The sequence below is a fragment of the Gordonia mangrovi genome (assembly GCF_024734075.1).
Taxonomy (GTDB): domain Bacteria; phylum Actinomycetota; class Actinomycetes; order Mycobacteriales; family Mycobacteriaceae; genus Gordonia; species Gordonia mangrovi.
Genome location: NZ_CP102850.1, coordinates 223,067 through 241,421 on the forward strand (window position 1 = coordinate 223,067; position 18,355 = coordinate 241,421).

Consider the following 18,355-nt stretch of genomic DNA (forward strand, 5'->3'; position numbering starts at 1 on the left):
GTCGGTCAGTCGTAGATCTCGGGTTTGGTGCGGCGGCCGAGAAGCGAACTCACCGCATCGGCAACCGACAGGCCCGAGTGGCAGACCTGATGGACCGCGTCGGTCAACGGCATCTCGACGTCGAACTTGTCGGCGAGTGCCCGCACCGACGAACACGATTTGACCCCCTCGGCGACCTGTCCGTGGGTGGCCTCCTGCGCCTCCTGCATCGTCGCCCCTTGCCCGAGATGCGCACCGAACGTCCGGTTGCGTGACAGCGGCGACGAACAGGTGGCGACCAGGTCGCCCACTCCGGCGAGACCGGCCAGGGTCTCGATCTGCGCACCCACCGCCACGGCGAGCCGGATGGTCTCTGCGAGACCGCGGGTGATGATGGTCGCGAGCGTGTTCTGACCGAACCCGACACCGCTGGCCATCCCGCACGCCAGTGCGATGACGTTCTTCACCGCACCGCCGATCTCGCAGCCCACCACGTCGGTGTTGGTGTACGGCCGGAAGTACCCGGTGTTGAAGGCCTGCTGCAGCTCCTCGGCGCGGTGTTCGTCGCTACAGGCGATGACGGTCGCCGCCGGCTGCCCCTCGGCGATCTCACGCGCGAGGTTGGGTCCGGACAACACGGCGATCCGGTCATCCGGCGCACCGGAGACCTCGGAGATGACCTCACTCATCCGCATCAGCGTGCTGGTCTCCACTCCCTTGGCGAGCGAGACGAAGGTCGATTCCGCGGCCACATGCGGCATCCAGTCGGTGAGGTTCGCGCGCAGGGACTGCGAGGGCACCGCACACACCACCACGTCGGCCCCGGTGACCGCGTCGACCACCGAGCTCGTCGCCCGCAGTCCGTCGGGCAGCGTGATCCCGGGCAGGTAGTCGGTGTTTGTGTGGTCGTGGGTGATGCGTTCGGCGAGTTCGGGCCGCCGAGCCCACATCGTCGTGTCCGTCCCGGCGTCCACCAAGACCTTCGCGATCGCGGTTCCCCAGGAACCCGCACCCATCACCACCGCACGCACGACCACTCCTTCGCCGACCACAACTTCGCACCTCAGACTAGTGCGTGGGTCACGAGCGCCGGAGCGGATCGGGCGGGTGCACGTCACGCCCGGAGCCGCGGTCGGCATCATGGATGCCATGGAACCGACATCACACACCGACGCGGGCGCAACACGCTCGGGTGATGTCGTCGCCGTGCTGGCGGTCAAACGCCTTGCCGAGGCCAAGTCCCGACTGGCGGCCAGTCGCGGACGAGCCTCCGACGGACTGCACCGCGACCTCGTCCTGGCGATGCTGCTCGACACCATGGATGCGCTGCGACAGGCCGGCGTCGACCGCATCGTGGTGATCAGCCCGGACACCAAGGTGCTCACCGCAGCGCATGCGGCGGGCGCGACCAGCGTGGGTGAGGACCGCATCGCACAACCAATCGGCGCCGACCGACTCAACCAGGCATTCGCCGAAGCCTCGGCGCTCGCCCGCCGCCGCTGGCCGACCATGCGGACGGTGATGTTGGTGCAGGCGGATCTGCCCGCCGCGACGGCCCCTAGCATGCGGGCGGTGATCGACGCGGCGCGCGGATTGCCGCAGGCGGTGCTGACCGATCGGAACGGGCACGGCACCACGGTCCTCCTGCGTGGGCGGGGTATCACCGAACCACCACGATTCGGGCCCGGTTCCGCGGCCGCCCATCGGGCCACCGGAGCCGTCGAACTCGATCCGCAGCACCGCCGATGGCCGGATCTGCGCACCGACGTGGACACCGCCGCCGACCTCGACGCCGCACAGTTGTTGGGAGTGGGTCGCCACACCGCGGCGGTCCTGGACGGCGCACGGGCGCCCGCACCCGCCACGAACGGGTCGGCACAGTCGGAGACGGCCACCAAACGTCTCCGCGCAACCCGCGATGCGTCATGATTGAACCGTGAGCCCTGCCGACGACATCGCCACGCAACCGATCACCTCGATCCCGGGGGCGCCGCCCGCCGCGACACTGGTCCCGGAAGAGGCGACCGATCTTCCCGACGACCGCTACCTCAATCGTGAACTGAGCTGGCTGGACTTCAACTCACGCGTGCTGGCCCTGGCCGAGGACACGTCGATGCCGTTATTGGAACGGGCGAAATTCCTCGCGATCTTCGCCTCCAACCTCGACGAGTTCTTCATGGTGCGCGTCGCCGGACTGAAACGTCGCGACGAGACCGGACTGTCGGTGCGGTCGGCGGACGGCCTGTCACCCCGAGAACAGCTGCGCCGCATCGCCGCGCGCACCCAGACGGTCGCCGAGCGGCATGCCCGGGTCTTCCTCGATTCGGTGAACCCCGCGCTGGCCGACAACGACATCTATGTCGTCACCTGGGCCGAACTCTCCGAGGAGCAGAAGACCCGGCTGGTCGACTACTTCCACGAAGACGTGTTCCCGGTGCTGACCCCGCTGGCCGTGGACCCGGCTCACCCGTTCCCCTACATCAGCGGCCTGTCGTTGAACCTGGCCGTGACGGTCAAGGATGCCAACGAAGGTGGCGAACATTTCGCCCGGATCAAGGTGCCCGACAACGTCAGCCGGCTGATCCGGGTCGACACCCTGATGCGGCGTGCCGACGCGTCGAAAGAAGACGAGTCGAAGACCATCCTCCTGCCGCTCGAGACGCTGATCGCGGCCAACCTGGGGCATCTGTTCCCGGGTATGGAAATCGTTGAGCATCACGCCTTCCGGATCACCCGCAATGCCGACTTCGAGGTCGAGGAGGACCGCGACGAGGACCTGCTGCAGGCACTCGAACGCGAGCTCGCGCGTCGACGCTTCGGCTCCCCGGTGCGACTCGAGGTCGCCGACGACATGAGCGAGCACATGCTCGAACTGCTGCTGCGCGAACTCGATGTGAACCCCGACGATGTCATCCAGGTCCCGGGATTGCTGGATCTGTCCTGCCTTTTCGAGGTCAACGGTCTCGATCGGCCACATCTGAAGGACCGCCCGTTCGTTCCCGCGACCCATCCCGCGTTCGGCGAGCGCGAGACACCCAAGAGCATCTTCTCCACGCTCCGCGAAGGTGACGTGCTCGTCCACCATCCCTACGACTCGTTCTCGACGAGTGTGCAGCGCTTCATCGAACAGGCCGCGGCTGATCCGCAGGTGCTCGCGATCAAGCAGACGCTGTACCGCACCTCGGGCGACTCCCCGATCATCAACGCGCTCATCGACGCCGCCGAGGCCGGCAAACAGGTCGTCGCACTGGTGGAGATCAAGGCGAGATTCGACGAGCAGGCGAACATCAAGTGGGCCAGGCAGCTCGAGCAGGCGGGCGTCCACGTGGTCTATGGCCTCGTGGGCCTCAAGACGCACTGCAAGACATGTCTGGTGGTTCGTCGCGAGGGCTCGTCGATCCGACGCTACTGCCACATCGGCACCGGCAACTACAACCCCAAGACCGCCCGGCTCTACGAGGACGTGGGCCTGTTCACCGCCGCGCCCGACATCGGCGCCGATCTCACCGATCTGTTCAACACCCTCACCGGCTACTCACGAAAGAAGGAGTACCGCAACATCCTGGTGGCACCACACGGGATTCGTTCGGGCATCATCGAGCGCATCAACGGTGAGATCGACCGCTTCCTCCAAGGCGACACCCGAGCCCGCGTGCAACTCAAGGCCAATGCCCTCGTCGACGAGCAGGTGATCGACGCCCTCTATCGCGCATCGCAGAACGGCGTTCCGGTCGAGATCGTCGTCCGCGGCATCTGCGCGCTGCGGCCGGGAATGCTCGGGGTCAGCGAGAACATCGTGGTTCGTTCGATCCTCGGTCAGTTCCTCGAACACTCTCGCGTGTTGTATTTCGGCGCGCAGGACGAGTACTGGATCGGCAGCGCCGACATGATGCACCGCAACCTCGACCGCCGGGTGGAGGTGATGGTCCAGGTTCGTGACCATCGTCTGACCACTGAACTCGGCGACGTCTTCGCCTCGGCGCTCGATCCGCGGACGCGGTGTTGGGAGCTGCAATCCGACGGGAGTTGGGCGGCGTCGCCGGCTGCCGGTGAGGAAGTCCGCGATCACCAACGGCAGATGATCCGACGCAACCGTCGGCGACCCGACCCGCACGCGTGAACCGGCCGGCAACCTCGAACCCCTAGGATTCGCTTCGATGTCCAAGACAACGAAGTCGGTGTGGGCGGCGGGCGCCGTGCTGTGGCGCCCGACGCGCGACAGCGTCGAGATCTGCCTCGTTCACCGACCCAGCTACGACGACTGGACCCTCCCCAAGGGCAAGATCGACTCCGGCGAGACGCTCATCTCCACAGCGGTCCGTGAAATCCGCGAGGAGACCGGGCAGTTGAGCCGCCTCGGCCGCCACCTGATGGACGTCGGCTACCAGATCCCCAGCGGGTACAAACGGGTGCGCTATTGGACTGCGCGTGCACTCGGAGGTGACTTCACCCCCAACCGGGAGGTCGACGAACTGCGGTGGCTCGAGCCTGCCGCGGCGGCCGGTCTGCTCAGCTACGGGCTGGACCGGAAGGTCCTCAAAGAGTTCGAGCGCCTCCCGCCCGATACGCACACCCTGCTGCTGGTGCGTCACGCACGCGCCGGGCAGCGCTCGCGGTACAAGGGTGATGACCGAATGCGCCCGCTGGACAAGTTCGGTCGGGCACAGGCCCGCGACCTGGCGGCGTTGCTCTCTAGCTTCGGCGCCGAGCGCCTGCACTCGGCCGACCGGTTGCGCTGCGAGCAGACGCTGGCCCCCGCGGCGGAGAAGCTCGGCGTGGCCATCGTGCCGGAGACCTCACTGTCCGAGGAGGCCTACAAGGCCGATCCCGGCGCCGCCCATCGCCGTATGCGTGAGATCGCCACCGACACCTCCGCGATCCACGCGGTGTGCAGTCAGGGAAAGGTGATCCCGCCGCTGATGCGCTGGTGGGCCGACGAGGACGACCTGACGTTGCCCGCCAAGCGCAATCGGAAAGGCAGCGTCTGGGTGTTGTCGACTCTGAACGGCCGTCTGGTGGCCGCCGACCACATCGACAGCCCGCAACCGCACACGGACCGCAACGGCAACTGATCCACACACGCTTCGGCCCCCGACGTGGGAAGTTCGTCGAGGGCCGAAGTGGACGGTTCGAAGTGGACGGTTCGAAGTGCCGGTTCGAAGTGCCGGTTCGAAGTGCCGGAGCCTCAGCGGCGTCCGGTGGTCTTCTTGGCTGCGGTCTTCTTGGCCGGAGTCTTCTTGGCTGCGGTCTTCTTGGCCGGAGCCTTCTTGGCTGCGGTCTTCTTGGCCGGAGCCTTCTTGGCTGCGGTCTTCTTCGCCGGAGCTGCCTTCTTCGCTGCGGTCTTCTTCGCCGGAGCTGCCTTCTTGGCCGCGGTCTTCTTGGCCGGAGCCTTCTTGGCCGCAGTCTTCTTCGCCGCGGTCTTCTTCGCCGCGGTCTTCTTCGCCGGAGCCGCGGTCGTGGCACTGCCCCGCTTCACTGCGGGTCCGGTGGCCGACAGCTTCTGCTTGCCCGCGACGACCGCCTTGAATTGCGCTCCCGGCCGGAACGCGGGAACCGAAGTGGCACGCACCTTCACGGTCTCGCCGGTACGCGGGTTGCGCGCGACGCGAGGAGCGCGCTTGCGCTTCTCGAAGACACCGAAGCCGGTGATCGTCACGCTCTCGCCCTTGTTCACGGCGCGCACAATCGTGTCCACCACGAGCTCGACGGCGGCCGTCGCAGTCTTGCGATCCGCATCGAGCTTCTTGGTCAGCTCATCAATGAGCTCTGCTTTGTTCATTGAAACCTCCGCAAGCTGTTCTGACCCATTGGTAGGCCAGCTAACTCCACACGGTAAACGTCGAATTCGAAAACGTCCATCTTCCACGCCAATTAACGAGGCATGTTGCGAAATCGAAAGCAGCGATCAGATTCCGGAGTCTGGCCAGAACAGCCCGCGGAAGGGTGTCGGGGTCAGCCTCCGAGTGTCACCGGCTTGAACGACGGCCGTTGCTTCTCGAACTCAGAAATGGCCTCTACCTGCCGCAATGTCAATCCGATGTCGTCCAGACCCGCCATCAGGCGCCATCGGGTGTAGTCATCAATTGCCAACGGCACCACGAGGTCTCCCGCGGAGACTGTCCGATCGGCAAGACTGACCGTCAGTTCCAGCCCGGGCTGCTCCTCGAGTCGCTTCCAGATCAGTTCGATGTCGGATTGCGCGACCTCGGCAGCCACCAGGCCCGCCTTCCCCGCGTTGCCGCGGAAGATGTCGGCGAAGCGTGACGAGATGACCACCCGAAAGCCGAAGTCCGACAGTGCCCAGACCGCGTGCTCGCGAGATGAACCGGTGCCGAAGTCCGGGCCGGCAACCAATACCGACCCCCGGCTCCACGGCTCGTTGTTGAGAATGAAATCCGGGTCGGCGCGCCATCCGGCGAACAGTCCGTCCTCAAAGCCGGTGCGGGTCACTCGCTTCAGGTAGACCGCGGGGATGATCTGGTCGGTGTCGACATTGCTCCGGCGCAGCGGCACGCCGATCCCGGTGTGGGTGATGAAAGGTTCCATGAGGTTTTCCAATCCTGTGTGTTCGGGGGTGCAGGGATGCGGTCAGCCGAGATCCGCGGGAGCCGACAGCGTTCCCCGGATGGCGGTGGCGGCAGCCACCGCCGGCGAGACCAGGTGTGTGCGGCCGCCCTTGCCCTGCCGCCCTTCGAAGTTCCGATTCGAGGTCGACGCGCACCGCTCACCCGGAGCGAGTTGATCGGGGTTCATCCCGAGACACATCGAGCATCCCGCCTGCCGCCATTCGGCGCCTGCTGCGACGAAAATCTCACCGAGGCCCTCCGCTTCGGCCTGTGCACGTACCCGCATCGATCCCGGGACGATCAGCATGCGCATCCCGTCGGCGACGGTGCGCCCCTTCAAGATGTCGGCCACCGCTCGCAGATCCTCGATCCGTCCGTTGGTGCAGGAACCGACGAACACGGTGTCCACCTTCACATCGCGCAGCGCCGTACCCGGCTCCAGATCCATGTACTCCAGAGCCCGTCGGGCCGCGATCGCGTCGTTCTCGTCGACGATCTCGGCGGGATCGGGCACTCGCGACCCGAGAGGTGCACCCTGCCCGGGATTGGTGCCCCACGTGACGAACGGCGTCAGCTGCGAGGCATCGATGTGGACCTCGGCATCGAATTCGGCGTCGGGATCGGTTCGCAGACTGTCCCAATAGGCCACCGCGGCATCCCAGTCCGCGCCGGTGGGTGCGTGTGGCCGGCCCTTGAGGAAATCGTAGGTCACCTCATCGGGCGCGATCATCCCCGCGCGGGCTCCCGCCTCGATCGACATGTTGCAGATGGTCATCCGGGCTTCCATCGACAGCTTCTCGATGGCCGGCCCGCGATACTCCAGGATGTGTCCCTGGCCGCCGCCGGTCCCGATCCTGGCGATCACGGCGAGGATGAGGTCCTTGCTCGTGACGCCCGCGGGCAGTTCACCGTCGACCGTGATGGCCATGGTCTTGAACGGCCGCAGGGACAAGGTCTGCGTGGCCAACACGTGTTCGACCTCGGAGGTCCCGATGCCCATCGCGATCGATCCGAACGCACCGTGCGTGGAGGTATGGCTGTCGCCGCACACCACCGTCATGCCCGGCTGGGTCAGCCCGAGCTGCGGACCGACCACATGCACGATGCCCTGCTCGGCATCGCCCATGGGATGCAGGCGGATCCCGAACTCCTCGCAGTTGCGGCGCAGCGTCTCGACCTGGGTACGCGAGACCTCGTCGGCGATCGGCTTGAAGATGTCGACCGTCGGGACGTTGTGGTCCTCGGTGGCGATGGTCAGATCGGGCCGGCGCACCGGCCGATCGGCCAGCCGGAGCCCGTCAAAGGCCTGCGGACTCGTCACCTCGTGCACGAGGTGGAGGTCGATGTAGATGAGGTCGGGATTGCGGTTCCCGGCGCCATCGGCGTCGCCGCGTGCGACGACATGGTCGTCCCACACTTTTTCGGCAAGAGTACGCGGCGCGTTGGGGCTGGAGCTCATGGCACTTCTCGCATCTGTCGGGGTGTACTTCTCATTATCTGGGACGCTAGTATCGTCCTATGGGAAAGGATAGCGCATCGCCACCGACGAGCGGAATTGGCGTGCTCGACAAGTCCGTCGTCGTACTCCATGCGATCGCCGAGACTCCGTGCAATCTCACCGAGCTGTGCGAGCGCACCGGATTGCCCCGGGCGACGGCACACCGCCTCGCGGTCGGGTTGGAAACCCATCGCCTGTTGGCGCGTAACACCTCGGGCAGGTGGTACCCCGGGCCCGCGTTGGCCGAATTAGCCGCCGCTTCCTCGCACGACCCGGTCCGCGAGGCAGCCCTGATGGTGCTGCCGCGGCTTCGTGAGATCACCGGCGAATCGGTCCAGGTGTATCGTCGCGAGGGCGCCGAACGGGTCTGCATCGCCGCCATGGAACCACCGACCGGCCTGCGCGACACCGTCCCGGTGGGCACCCGATTCCCGATGAGTGCCGGATCGGCGGCCAAGGTGCTGCTCGCGTGGGCCGACTCGAGCACCCAGCGCGCACTCGTCCACGACAGCGTCTTCAGCGAGCGTGCACTCCACGAGATCCGACGCCGCGGTTGGGCCCAGAGCGCCGGGGAACGCGCCGCCGGGGTGGCGAGCGTGTCCGCGCCGGTACGGGACGCCACCGGCGACGTGGTGGCGGCCATCTCGGTCTCCGGCCCCATCGACCGGATGGGGCGACGCCCCGGGGCGCGCTGGGCGGCGGATCTGCTCGCCGCAGCCGACGCGATCCACAAACGGCTGCAACCGACCCGCAGCTGACCCGCAGACAGACGCCGTCGGTTAGCGTCACTGCATGGGAGTCAATCAACGCAGTCAGATCGTCATGTCCGACGCCGAGATCGAGGCCTTCGTCGCCACCAGTCGGACCGCGACGCTGGCGACGACGGGGCCCGACGGCGGCATCCACCTGGTGGCCATGTGGTACGGCGTGGTCAACGGTGAGATCTGGTTCGAGACGAAGGCGAAGTCGCAGAAGGCGGTCAATCTCCGCCGCAACAGCCGCTGCACAGTGATGATCGAGGACGGGGACACCTACGACACCCTGCGCGGTGTGTCGTTCGAGGGCAGCGCCGAGATCCTCGACGACCCGGATTCCTGCCTGAGCGTCGGCATCAGCGTCTGGGAGCGCTACACCGGTCCCTACACCGACGAGATGCGTCCCTTCGTCGATCAGATGATGCACAAGCGGGTCGCCGTACGACTGATTCCGGCGAAGGTGCGGTCGTGGGATCACCGCAAGCTCGGACTCGATCCGATGCCCGTCGCGGGCAGCACCGCGCCGTTCGGCGACAACTGAACCCCAGCAGAGCGAAAGCGCCTCCTCCGAGATCGGAGGAGGCGCCTTCGTTGTAGCCCCGACGGGATTCGAACCCGCGCTACCGCCTTGAGAGGGCGGCGTCCTAGGCCGCTAGACGACGGGGCCATGGACTTGCTATTCAGTTGGAACCACCGGGATGTGGCCTCGATCCGAGGTCGTATCCCAACAGCTCGCTGGGGTACCAGGACTCGAACCTAGAATGGCTGAACCAGAATCAGCTGTGTTGCCAATTACACCATACCCCAAGGTTTTCCCTTCTCCGATTCGGCGTCCCGGCCGGAAAAGAACCGAGGAGAAGACTACCAAAGGTAACCCCCTAGACCACAAATCGGCAGGTCAAACCCCTAATTTGCGGCCATCTCGCGCGCTGCGGCCAGCCGCGAGAGACTCTTGTCACGACCGAGCAGTTCCATCGACTCATAGAGCGGAGGGCTCACCTGCGACCCGGTGACGGCGACGCGTACCGGTCCGAACGCCTTGCGGGGTTTGAGCCCCAGGTCGTCGACGAGCGCCGTCTTGAGCGCTCCCTCGATGGCCGGTCCGGTCCAGCCCTCCAGCGCGGTCAACGCACCCGATGCCGCGTCGAGCACCTCGGCCGCATCGGCGCCGAGGTTCTTGGCCGCCGACTTCTCGTCGATCACGAAGTCGGCGTCGGAGAGGTAGAGGAAAGACATCAGCGGCCACGCATCGGCCAGCACCTGAATCCGGGTCTGGACGAGTTCGGCGAGTGCGGCAAAGGAGTCGTCGTCGACCGGCTCGGTGAGTTTGCCCGCCTCGACCAGGTAGCGCCGCAGCCGACCGGTGAAGTCGGCCGGCTCCAGCCGCCGGATGTGTTCGGCGTTGATCGCGTCGGCCTTCTTCTGATCGAAGCGCGCCGGATTCGAGTTCACTTGGCGCACATCGAAAGCCGCGACCATCTCATCGAGGGTGAACACGTCGTTGTCGCCGGAGAAGCCCCACCCGAGCAGCGCCAGATAGTTCAGCAGGCCTTCCGGGATGAACCCGCGATCCCGGTGGTGGAACAAATTCGACTGCGGGTCACGTTTGGACAGCTTCTTGTTGCCCTCCCCCATCACGAACGGCAGGTGGCCGAACTCCGGCACCCGTTCGGCGATCCCCAACCTGATGAGCGCGTCGTAGAGAGCGATCTGCCGCGGGGTCGACGAGAAGAGATCCTCCCCACGCAGCACGTGGGTGATCTTCATCATCGCGTCGTCGACGGGGTTGACCAGGGTGTAGAGCGGGTCCCCGCTGGCCCGGGTGAGCGCGAAGTCGGGCACCGTGCCCGCCTTGATCGTGGTGGTCCCTCGCACGAGATCGTCCCAGGTGATGTCGTGATCCGGCATCCGCAGTCGCACAACGGGTTTGCGGCCATCGGTGCGAAAATCGGCCCGCTGCTGGTCGGTCAGGTCGCGATCGAAATTGTCGTAGCCGAGTTTCGGGTCGCGGCCGGCGGCACGGTGCCGGGCCTCGACCTCCTCCGGGGTGGAGAAGGCCTCGTAGGCCTCACCCGACTCGAGCAGGCGCGCCACCACATCGAGATGAAGCTCACGTCGCTCCGACTGCCGATAGGGACCATAGGGACCGCCTACCTCGGGCCCCTCGTCCCAGTCGAGTCCCAACCAACGCAGCGCGTCGAGGATCGCCTCGTAGGACTCTTGGGTGTCGCGCGCCGCGTCGGTGTCCTCGATCCGGAAGACGAACGTGCCCTGGTCGTGGCGCGCCTGCGCGAAGTTGAACAACGCCGTCCGGGCCAGCCCCACATGGGGGGTACCGGTCGGTGACGGACAGAAACGAACGCGCACATCGGAACCACTCATGGTGGTCAGCGTATCGAACCGTCTCAGCGGACAGTGCCGAGGAACTCGATCAGCAGTCGGTTCACCTCCGCGGGCTGTTCCAGGTACCCGAAGTGTCCGGCCTTCGCGATCTCCTCGTACCGGGCGCCGGGGATGGCGTCGGCGACCTCACGCGCGAGTTTCGGCGGGAGCGTGCGATCGTCGGCGAAACCGATCACCAGGGCCGGCCGCGAGATGGCGCGGTAGGCGGCGAGACGGTCGGCCTCGCGGTCGTGCAGCCCCAACTGCGCGCGGACACCGGCGGTGACCGTCTGCGGCGAGAAACCGATCACATCGAGCCAGTCCTTGGCCGTCCGATCGTCGTCGAGGGTGTGCGGCGACAGATTCAGGTGCGCGGTGATCGCCGCCGCATAGTCGGGCGGCAACGTGATCTTGTTGTCGTAGAGCGCCCGCTCCCCCGCCGAGATCGCCTGCTGTAGCGGTGTGTTGCGACCGTAGGTGGCGATCATCACCGCGGCCTTGACGATGTCCGGCCGAGCAAGTGCCAGTTCCTGGGTGACGCGCGCACCCAGCGAGGTCCCGACGACCAGCGCCGGACCCGCCGCGAGGTGTTCGATCAACGCGGCGGTGTCGGCGACCATGTCGTCGGCGGTGAAGCCCTCCGCACATTCCGACGACGGCGCGATGCCCCGGTTATCGAAAGTGACCACGCGGTAGCCGGCCTTGACCAGGGCCGGTTGCTGGTGGGCCTGCCACACCCGGCCCGGACTACCGGTGCCCATCACCATCACCACCAGGGGCCCACTGCCGACATCCTCGTAGGCGAGCTCGATCCCGTTGACCCGGGCGATCTTCGGGCCCTTCATGGTTTGTCCACCACCGGGTTGGCCAGGGTTCCCAGCCCCTCGACGGTGACCGCGACGCGTTGTCCGGCGACCATCGGACCGACACCCTCCGGTGTGCCGGTGAGGATCACGTCACCGGGCAACAGGGTCATGATCCGCGAGATCCACTCGACGATCTCACCGATGCCGTGGAGCATGAGCGAGGTTCGCGAACGCTGCTTGACCTCCCCATCGAGTTCGGTCATCACCTCCACGTCGGACGGGTCGAACTCGGTCTCGATCCAGGGCCCCAACGGGCAGAAGCTGTCGTAGCTCTTGCCGCGGGTCCACTGGCCGTCGGCCCGTTGCTGATCACGGGCGGTCACATCGTTGGCGACGGTGTAACCGAGGATCACGTCGGCGGCCTTGGCTGCCGCGACATCCTTGCACGGCTGACCGATCACCACGGCCAACTCGCCTTCGAAGTCGACCCGCTCGGAATTCGGCGGTCGGACGATGGGCACCTCCGGCCCGATGATCGACGTGTTCGGCTTGATGAAGATCACCGGGTCCGCCGGTGCCTCGCCGCCCATCTCCGCAGCGTGCGCGGCGTAGTTCTTGCCGATGCAGATCACCTTCGAGGCAAGGATCGGCGCCAACAAACGGACGTCGGCCAACGCCCAGGAACGACCGGTGAACGAGGGCGTGCCGAACGGATGCTCTGCGATCTCTCGCGCCCGCGGGCCGCCGTCGACGTCCTCGATGGCGACAAAAGCGACCCCGTCAGGGCTGGCTACTCGACCTAAACGCATGGCACGACAGTATCGCACCGACGATTCTCAGCAGCCGGGACTCGGGTTGGACACAGCCCTCATCGGTTTTACAATGTGGAAACTGCATTTCATATGTTGAGATCGGAGATGAGATGGATCGAGTCGCCGAACCCGGTACGCCCATCGCGCCGACGATGACGCCGGCTCGCCGCTGGACAATGCTGTGCTGCGCACTCGTGGCGGCGATGACCACCACCTGCGCGGTCAGCGGGATCGCCTACCTCATCCCGGCCCTGCATGCCGACCACGGGATGTCGCTGGCGCAGGGATCGGTGCTGGCAACCATCCCGACGGTGGGGCTGATGCTGCTGATCATCCCCTGGGGGGCGCTGCTGGACCGCTACGGCGAGCGGCGGATCCTGATCACCTCGTTGTGCATCACCCTGGCCGGCACCGTCGCCGCCGTGGCCACCTCCGCCGTGGATGCGCCGTACTGGGCCTGGGGCGCCGCGCTCTTCGTCGGCGGGTTGGGCTCGGGGGCGGCCAACGGAGCCAGCGGACGAATAGTGGTGGGTTGGTTCCCGGCGCGGCAACGTGGCACCGCCATGGGGGTTCGGCAGATGGCGCAGCCGCTCGGCATCGCGGTGTGCGCGCTCACCATGCCGGTGACCGCGCAGGTCGTCGGTGTCACCGCGGCTCTGGCGGTTCCGATGGTGGTGACCGGCCTCGGACTGCTCGCGTGCATCGTCGGGATCGTCGATCCACCGGCGCCGCCGCGGCGCCCGGCCGACGACACAGAGCCGAGCAATGTTCGAAATCCCTATCGCAGTAGCGGTTTCCTCACTCGGGTCCACGGAGTGAGCGTGCTGCTGGTGATCCCACAGGCCATGATGTGGACCTTCGTGCCCACCTGGTTGATCGTGGCGCACCAGTGGCCGCCGGCCGCCGCGGGCGTCCTCGTCACCGTGACACAGGTGATCGGTGCGATCGGACGCATCGTGGCGGGCCGGGTGTCGGATGCCTGGGGTTCGCGGATGCGTCCGATCCGGATGATCGCCCTGATCGCCGCGGTGGCGACGCTGGCGCTGGCCTTGACCGACTGGTTGGGTAGCCCCGTCGCGCCGCTGGTGATGGCGATCGCCTCGATCGCCTCGGTCGCCGACAACGGCTTGGCGTTCACCGCCATCGCCGAATACGCCGGCCCGTCATGGAGCGGGCGCGGTCTGGCGATTCAGAACACGGCCCAGTACCTGGCCACCTCGGCGAGCACCCCTGTACTCGGCGCTGTGATCGCCGCGTCCGGCTTCCCCATCGCGTTCGCGCTGACCGCGGTGACACCACTCATCGCCATTCCCCTCGTCCCGCGGGATAGACAAATCGATTGATCAGCCCCGCGGCGGTGCGAGCGTCGTCCACCACGACGACGTCGCGCGCTCCGCCGCGGCGGACCATCAGCAGCGCATCCCCGGACCTGAGCACGAAACCCTTGGCTCCCTTCAGGTCCCCGTGCATCGCCACCCGGTAGCCGAAACCGCCGAAATCACGCACTGCCCGCACGCGCACGTACTCGGCATGATCGATCTCCCCCATCGGGATCACCGTGCGCGGCCAGCCGAGTCGGCCGCGAACCGCCACGCCCCGACGATCGACCGTCACCCGCACACTCCACATCGCGACAGACACGACGAGTACCACGACCGCAATGACGATGACCGGCCATGAGCGCACCAGCAGCGCCACCGAGATCAGGATCATCAGCGCGATGGCGATGATCGACGTCGCCACGCGGGACGTCGTCACGACGCGCGTCCACAGTGCCCGTTCGCCGGGGGCAAGCGCCACGTCGGGCCGTTCGCCAACATCTGCCGGCTGCTCCGCCGTCGTCCATTTCGGCACGAGCGCAGCCGTTCCGACGCCCGCCGCGAGTCCCACGAGCCAGCCGACCAGGAGCTGCCACGTCGGGGTGGCGGCGTCACCGGCATCCGCGAGACCGCGCTGCATCTCGGTCGAGCCGACGATGATGGCGATCGTCGACACAGCCACGCCCACAACGATTCCGAGTGTGAGGCGAACGGCGCCGCGATCGCGCACCAGCACCGACAGAACCCCGAGGACGGCACCGAGGATCCCCACAACTGCCGGCAGGGCAATCACCACCCCGACGCTGGTGAAGCCGTCGGCGCCATCGCCACCCCAGTGCGTGGCCACCGGATCGGGCAACCCATCGGCCCATGATGCGACGAGCAGGGAGCCCACGACTCCGGCAATCATCGACGGAAACATCCCGAGCGCCCCGATCACCCACCGGTTCATCCTTGCCTTCCTGTTCATGATGTCCCCCTGTTCGTCCGGTCCACACTCACCGCGTCCACCTCCCGTGGATCTCGGCGGCCGTCGCCTCGGCCGACATGCCCAGTCGCCGCGCCACCCGGATCAGCCGCTCCACGGCATCGGCGAGTTCGGCGCCGCCGGCGGCCGCGTGAGTGACGACCGCGCCACGCCCCCGATGTAGTTCGACGAGCCCGTCGTCGCGGAGCAACTGATAGGCACGCAATACGGTGTGCAGGTTGACGTCGAGCGACGCCGCCAGATCGCGTGCGGTCGGGAGCCGCTCACCGCTCCTGATCTCCTCACGTGCGATCGAGCCGCGAAGTGACGACGCGATCTGTTCGTACAGCGCCACACGCGACGAGGGGTCGATACGGATCAACACGCACTGATCCTATAGTTCTATCTCAAATAGAACAATGCGGCCGGATTCGGCACGGGCCAAGACGACCAGAGCCCCACCCCGGATGACTCCCGGGCGGGGCTCTGACGCGACGTTCGCGCTATGGAGTTCAGACGCGTTCGCGGATGCGGCGCCCGATCTCGGTGGTGCTCAACGCCTCCGAACCCCGGTCGGCGAGATCGTCGGCGACTGCCTTCTCGACCCGTTCGGCCGCGTCGGTCTCCCCGAGATGGGCCAGCAACAGCGCCGTCGACAGGATCGCGGCGGTGGGATCGGCCTTGCCCTGTCCGGCGATGTCGGGGGCGCTGCCGTGGACCGGCTCGAACATCGACGGATTCGTTCCGGTGGCATCGATGTTGCCCGACGCGGCGAGCCCGATACCGCCGGTGACCGCGGCCGCGATGTCGGTGATGATGTCGCCGAAGAGGTTGTCGGTGACGATCACGTCGAATCGCCCGGGGTCAGTGACCATATAGATGGTCGCGGCGTCGACGTGGCAGTAGTCGGTCGTCACGTCGGGGTACTCGGCGCCGACGTCGGCGACCGTACGGCTCCACATCGAACCCGCAAAGGTCAGCACGTTGGTCTTGTGCACCAGGGTCAGCTTCTTGCGGCGCGCGCGGGCGCGTTCGAAGGCGTTGCGCACCACTCGTTCGATACCGAAGCGGGTGTTGACGCTGACCTCGGTGGCGACCTCATGCGGGGTCCCGACGCGGATCGCACCGCCGTTGCCGGTGTAGGGCCCCTCGGTCCCCTCGCGCACCACCACGAAGTCGATCTCCGGATCACCCGCAAGTGGCGAGGTCACCCCGGGCAGCTTGCGGGCCGGTCGTAGATTGACGTGATGGTCGAGTGCGAATCGCATGTTCAGCAGCAGGCCGCGCTCGAGCACCCCCGACGGCACCGACGGATCACCGATGGCACCGAGCAGGATCGCGTCGTGTTCGCGCAACGATGCCAGGTCCTCGGCGGTCAGCAGTTCCCCGTTGCGGTGATACCGGCGCGCTCCCAGGTCGAACTCGGTGGTGGACACGTCGGAGACGACGGCTTCGAGAATGCCGATGGCCTCACCGATGACCTCGGGCCCGATTCCGTCGCCGGCGATGACGGCCAGCTTCATGACAGGTCCACCTGCTCGATCAGGGTGGCGCCCACGGCCTCTCCGATGGCGGCGACGAGATCGTCGGACAGTTGCGCGCTGACGCGCAGCACCACGGTCGCGCCCGGACCGTCGGCATCCTGCGACAGACCGGCCGCCTGGATGTCGATGTCGGCGTTGCCCAGCAGGGTGCCGATCCGGCCGAGCGAGCCCGGCTTGTCGGCGTAGCTGACGATCAGGTTGTGGCCCTCGGCCCGCAGGTCGAAGTTGCGGCCGTTGATGTTGACGATCTTCTCCACCAGGCGCGGTTCGGTGAGCGTGCCCGACACGTTGTGCACCGACCCGTCGGCGAAGACGGCCTTCACGTCCACCACGCTGCGGTGATTCGGGCTCTCCGGCGCGGTGGTGACCTCACTGGTCACGCCGCGGTCGGCGGCCACAGCCGGGGCATTGACGAAGGTGACCGGTTCGTCGAGGACCGCAGAGAACAGCCCGCGCAGTGCCGAGAGGCCGAGGACCTCCACGTTGTTGGCGGCGAGCTCGCCGCGGACGTCGACGACGAGCGAGGTCGGCGGCTCGTTGCTGATGACACCGACCAGCACGCCCAACTTGCGTGCCACCTCGAGCCACGGCGCCACCTCTTCATCCACGGCGCCGCCGGTGATGTTCACCGCGTCGGGCACGAAGTGGCCGGCCAGCGCGAGCCGGACACTCTTGGCGACGTCGGTGCCGGCGCGATCCTGGGCCTCACTGGTGGAGGCACCCAGGTGCGGGGTCACCACGACCTGCGGCAGCTCGAACAGCGGCGAATCAGTGCACGGCTCGGTGGCGTAGACGTCGAGTCCCGCGCCGCGGACGTGCCCGGAGTTGATCGCATCGGCGAGTGCTTGCTCGTCGATGAGGCCACCGCGCGCCGCGTTGACGATGACGACCCCCTTCTTGGTGCGCGCCAGCTGATCTTTGCCGATGAGTCCCAACGTCTCCGGCGTCTTCGGCAGGTGCACGGTGACGAAATCGGCACGCTCGAGCAGTTCGTCGAGGCTGACCAGTTCGATGCCGAGCTGAGCGGCGCGAGCCGGCGACACGTACGGGTCGTAGGCGATGATGGAGGTCTCGAACGCGGCCATCCGCGCGGCGACGAGCTGGCCGATGCGGCCGAGGCCGACCACGCCGACCGTCTTGTCGAAGATCTCCACACCGTTGAATGCCGAGCGCTTCCACGTGTGCTCCCGCAGCGTGGCGTCGGCGGCGGGGATCTGCCGCGCCGCCGACATCAGCAGTGCGACGGCATGTTCGGCGGCGGTGTGGATGTTGGAGGTCGGGGCGTTGACCACCATCACGCCGCGCTTGGTGGCGGCCGGGACATCGACATTGTCGAGGCCCACGCCTGCGCGCGCGATGATCTTGACTCCGGGTGCGGCGTCGAGCACCTCGGCGTCGACGGTGGTGGCCGAGCGTACGAGGATCGCGTCGGCGTCGGCCACGGCTTCGAGCAGTTTCGGCCGGTCGGGGCCGTCCACCCAGCGGACCTCGACGTCGTCGCCGAGCGCTTCGACGGTCGAGGGAGCCAGTTTGTCGGCGATCAGAACGACCGGACGGCCAGCTGAGGTCACGATAGTCTCCATGGTCGGGGGCCAAAGTCAGTGAGAAGGCGGAGATCGCCGCAGGCGGCGCAGAGGCGACCACGGGGACTTCCGCGGACAGCTTAGTCGTCGCCGCATGTCGGATTTACAGGCGGTATCCGCTGCTCGGGTCCACCCCCGGAAATT

The 18,355-nt window shown here is 66.9% G+C and carries 17 protein-coding genes and 2 tRNA genes; 6 read left to right on the forward strand and 13 right to left on the reverse strand.

Going from position 1 to position 18,355, the window contains the following annotated elements; all coding sequences use genetic code 11:
• Positions 1-5: 5 nt before the first annotated feature.
• Positions 6-1,010, reverse strand: a complete 1,005-nt coding sequence (locus NWF22_RS01055) for an NAD(P)H-dependent glycerol-3-phosphate dehydrogenase (protein ID WP_160901008.1) — start codon at positions 1,008-1,010, stop codon at positions 6-8.
• A gap of 118 nt (positions 1,011-1,128) precedes the next feature.
• On the opposite strand from NWF22_RS01055, the gene cofC reads away from it, so the two are divergent.
• The 3 genes from cofC to NWF22_RS01070 are packed head-to-tail and all read left to right on the forward strand — an operon-like array spanning position 1,129 to position 5,051.
• Positions 1,129-1,908: a 2-phospho-L-lactate guanylyltransferase gene (cofC, locus tag NWF22_RS01060; protein ID WP_233750885.1), complete on the forward strand. Its 780-nt coding sequence runs from the start codon at positions 1,129-1,131 to the stop codon at positions 1,906-1,908.
• 7 nt (positions 1,909-1,915) lie between these two features.
• The gene (locus NWF22_RS01065) at positions 1,916-4,099 is read left to right on the forward strand and encodes an RNA degradosome polyphosphate kinase (RefSeq protein WP_160901007.1); all 2,184 of its coding nucleotides are present in this window, start codon (positions 1,916-1,918) and stop codon (positions 4,097-4,099) included.
• Between the two features lie 37 nt (positions 4,100-4,136).
• Positions 4,137-5,051, forward strand: a complete 915-nt coding sequence (locus NWF22_RS01070) for an NUDIX hydrolase (RefSeq protein WP_160901006.1) — start codon at positions 4,137-4,139, stop codon at positions 5,049-5,051.
• Between the two features lie 113 nt (positions 5,052-5,164).
• Here the strand turns inward: NWF22_RS01070 and NWF22_RS01075 are convergent, their stop codons facing one another.
• The 3 genes from NWF22_RS01075 to leuC all read right to left on the reverse strand — a co-directional run bounded on the left by NWF22_RS01075 (position 5,165) and on the right by leuC (position 8,004).
• Positions 5,165-5,758: an HU family DNA-binding protein gene (locus NWF22_RS01075; RefSeq protein ID WP_160901005.1), complete on the reverse strand. Its 594-nt coding sequence runs from the start codon at positions 5,756-5,758 to the stop codon at positions 5,165-5,167.
• 173 nt (positions 5,759-5,931) lie between these two features.
• On the reverse strand, positions 5,932-6,525 hold the full coding sequence (gene leuD / locus NWF22_RS01080) for a 3-isopropylmalate dehydratase small subunit (protein WP_160901004.1): 594 nt from the start codon (positions 6,523-6,525) through the stop codon (positions 5,932-5,934).
• 42 nt (positions 6,526-6,567) lie between these two features.
• Positions 6,568-8,004, reverse strand: coding sequence for a 3-isopropylmalate dehydratase large subunit (leuC, locus tag NWF22_RS01085; protein WP_160901003.1), 1,437 nt, complete (start codon positions 8,002-8,004; stop codon positions 6,568-6,570).
• A 59-nt stretch (positions 8,005-8,063) separates the two neighbouring features.
• Between leuC and NWF22_RS01090 the strand changes: the two genes are divergently transcribed.
• On the forward strand, positions 8,064-8,801 hold the full coding sequence (locus tag NWF22_RS01090) for an IclR family transcriptional regulator (protein WP_160901002.1): 738 nt from the start codon (positions 8,064-8,066) through the stop codon (positions 8,799-8,801).
• A gap of 34 nt (positions 8,802-8,835) precedes the next feature.
• Positions 8,836-9,339, forward strand: coding sequence for a PPOX class F420-dependent oxidoreductase (locus NWF22_RS01095; protein WP_160901001.1), 504 nt, complete (start codon positions 8,836-8,838; stop codon positions 9,337-9,339).
• Between the two features lie 53 nt (positions 9,340-9,392).
• Here the strand turns inward: NWF22_RS01095 and NWF22_RS01100 are convergent.
• The 5 genes from NWF22_RS01100 to NWF22_RS01120 all read right to left on the reverse strand — a co-directional run bounded on the left by NWF22_RS01100 (position 9,393) and on the right by NWF22_RS01120 (position 12,795).
• A tRNA-Glu gene (locus tag NWF22_RS01100) sits at positions 9,393-9,465 on the reverse strand.
• A gap of 68 nt (positions 9,466-9,533) precedes the next feature.
• Positions 9,534-9,605 (reverse strand) — tRNA-Gln (locus NWF22_RS01105).
• A 99-nt stretch (positions 9,606-9,704) separates the two neighbouring features.
• Positions 9,705-11,180, reverse strand: coding sequence for a glutamate--tRNA ligase (gene gltX, locus NWF22_RS01110; RefSeq protein WP_160901000.1), 1,476 nt, complete (start codon positions 11,178-11,180; stop codon positions 9,705-9,707).
• Positions 11,181-11,203: 23 nt separating this feature from the next.
• A complete protein-coding gene (locus NWF22_RS01115; protein WP_160900999.1) occupies positions 11,204-12,025 on the reverse strand; it encodes an alpha/beta fold hydrolase in 822 nt (273 codons plus the stop codon).
• Entirely contained in the window at positions 12,022-12,795 is a 774-nt protein-coding gene (locus NWF22_RS01120; RefSeq protein ID WP_160900998.1) for a fumarylacetoacetate hydrolase family protein, read from the reverse strand. Before NWF22_RS01120 ends, NWF22_RS01115 begins: the two co-directional genes overlap by 4 nt.
• A 113-nt stretch (positions 12,796-12,908) precedes the next feature.
• Here NWF22_RS01120 and NWF22_RS01125 point away from each other — a divergent pair, with 113 nt between their 5' ends.
• Positions 12,909-14,141: an MFS transporter gene (locus tag NWF22_RS01125; protein WP_233750884.1), complete on the forward strand. Its 1,233-nt coding sequence runs from the start codon at positions 12,909-12,911 to the stop codon at positions 14,139-14,141.
• Here NWF22_RS01125 and NWF22_RS01130 read toward each other — a convergent pair.
• The 4 genes from NWF22_RS01130 to serA all read right to left on the reverse strand — a co-directional run bounded on the left by NWF22_RS01130 (position 14,098) and on the right by serA (position 18,199).
• Positions 14,098-15,069 (reverse strand): DUF1648 domain-containing protein, encoded by a 972-nt coding sequence (locus tag NWF22_RS01130; protein WP_160900997.1) that lies wholly within the window; start codon positions 15,067-15,069, stop codon positions 14,098-14,100. The genes NWF22_RS01125 and NWF22_RS01130 overlap by 44 nt on opposite strands.
• A gap of 46 nt (positions 15,070-15,115) precedes the next feature.
• A complete protein-coding gene (locus NWF22_RS01135; RefSeq protein ID WP_160900996.1) occupies positions 15,116-15,469 on the reverse strand; it encodes a GntR family transcriptional regulator in 354 nt (117 codons plus the stop codon).
• A gap of 127 nt (positions 15,470-15,596) precedes the next feature.
• Positions 15,597-16,607, reverse strand: a complete 1,011-nt coding sequence (locus NWF22_RS01140) for a 3-isopropylmalate dehydrogenase (protein WP_160900995.1) — start codon at positions 16,605-16,607, stop codon at positions 15,597-15,599.
• Positions 16,604-18,199 carry a phosphoglycerate dehydrogenase gene (serA, locus tag NWF22_RS01145; protein WP_160900994.1) on the reverse strand — a complete coding sequence of 532 codons (1,596 nt, stop codon included), beginning with the start codon at positions 18,197-18,199 and terminating at the stop codon, positions 16,604-16,606. The genes NWF22_RS01140 and serA overlap by 4 nt, the downstream gene beginning before the upstream one ends.
• Positions 18,200-18,355 lie beyond the last annotated feature (156 nt).